At 62.7% G+C, this 1,246-nt stretch carries 2 protein-coding genes; both read left to right on the top strand.

Annotated features, from left to right (window positions below; all coding sequences use genetic code 11):
* On the top strand, window positions 1–539 hold a 539-nt coding region (locus EN939_RS34765; RefSeq protein WP_164751535.1), incomplete at its 5' end, for an ABC transporter ATP-binding protein.
* An 8-nt stretch (window positions 540–547) separates the two neighbouring features.
* Window positions 548–1,246 (top strand): putrescine/spermidine ABC transporter permease (locus EN939_RS34760; RefSeq protein WP_127271888.1); only part of this gene is annotated, 699 nt, incomplete at its 3' end.

Below are 1,246 nucleotides of genomic sequence, written 5' to 3'. Positions count from 1 at the left end.
ACCTCGGCCTGACCTTCGTCGTCGTCACCCACGACCAGGAAGAGGCGATGACCATGGCCGATCGCATCGCCATCATCGACAAGGGCGAGGTGATGCAGGTGGCAACGCCGGCCGAAGTCTACGAGGCGCCGGGATCGCGCTTCGTCGCCGGCTTCGTCGGCAATGTGAACATGTTCGAGGGCAAGATCGCGCGTGGCGAGGCCGGCAGCGCCAGCATCGATGCCGGCAACGGCCTCACCATCCGCACCGACAATGCCGGCACCGCCGGCGCCGGGACGGCCGTCACCTTCGCCATCAGGCCCGAAAAGATCAAGGTGTCGTCGAAAAAGCCGGCCGAGGCGGTCAACGCCATCGAGGGCGAGGTCTACGACATCGCCTATCTCGGCGACATGACCGTCTACCATGTCAGGCTGGACGACGGCCAGGTGGTGCGCGCGAGCACCATGAACGCGGCCCGTATCACCGAGGATCCGTTGAGCTGGAACGACCGCGCCTGGGTTTCCTTCCGGCCCGATGCCGGCGTCGTGCTGACGCGGTAGGGGCGACCATGTCGAGCGCCGCCGTCACCACCTCATCAGCCTCTCCGGCATCCAATGCCGGCAAATCCATCCTTGCCAGGCTGGGTGCTGCCTTCGTTGGCCGACTGGTCATCATCATCCCGTATGTCTGGCTGCTGTTTTTCTTCCTCATTCCGTTCGTCATCGTCTTCAAGATCTCGCTGTCGCAGACGGCAATCGCCATTCCGCCCTATACGCCGGCGCTCGATTTCAGCGGCGGCATTTCCGGGTTCCTGGCTCAGCTGAAGCAACTCAGCCTCGACAATTACGCCTGGCTGACGCAGGACGCCCTCTACTTCAACGCCTATGTAACCAGCGTCATCATCGCCGCGGTCTCGACGGTCCTGACATTGCTCGTCGGCTACCCCATCGCCTATGGCATGGCGCGCGCGCCGGCGACGATCCGCCCGACCTTGCTGATGCTGGTGATCCTACCGTTCTGGACCTCGTTCCTGATCCGGGTCTACGCCTGGATCGGCATTCTCAAGCCCGAAGGGCTGCTCAATCAGCTGCTGCTCGCCACCGGCGTCATCCACCAGCCGCTGATCATCCTCAACACCTATACGGCGATCTTCATCGGCATCGTCTATTCCTACCTGCCGTTCATGGTGTTGCCGCTCTATTCCGCGCTTGAGAAGATGGACTATTCGCTGATCGAGGCAGCCAAGGATCTCGGCTGTCCGCCGACA

Origin of the sequence: Mesorhizobium sp. M7A.F.Ca.CA.002.05.1.1 (assembly GCF_003998335.1) — a bacterium.
GTDB lineage: Bacteria > Pseudomonadota > Alphaproteobacteria > Rhizobiales > Rhizobiaceae > Mesorhizobium.
Note: the sequence above shows the minus strand (reverse complement) of the source record. Positions and strands in the feature narration are given on the sequence as shown.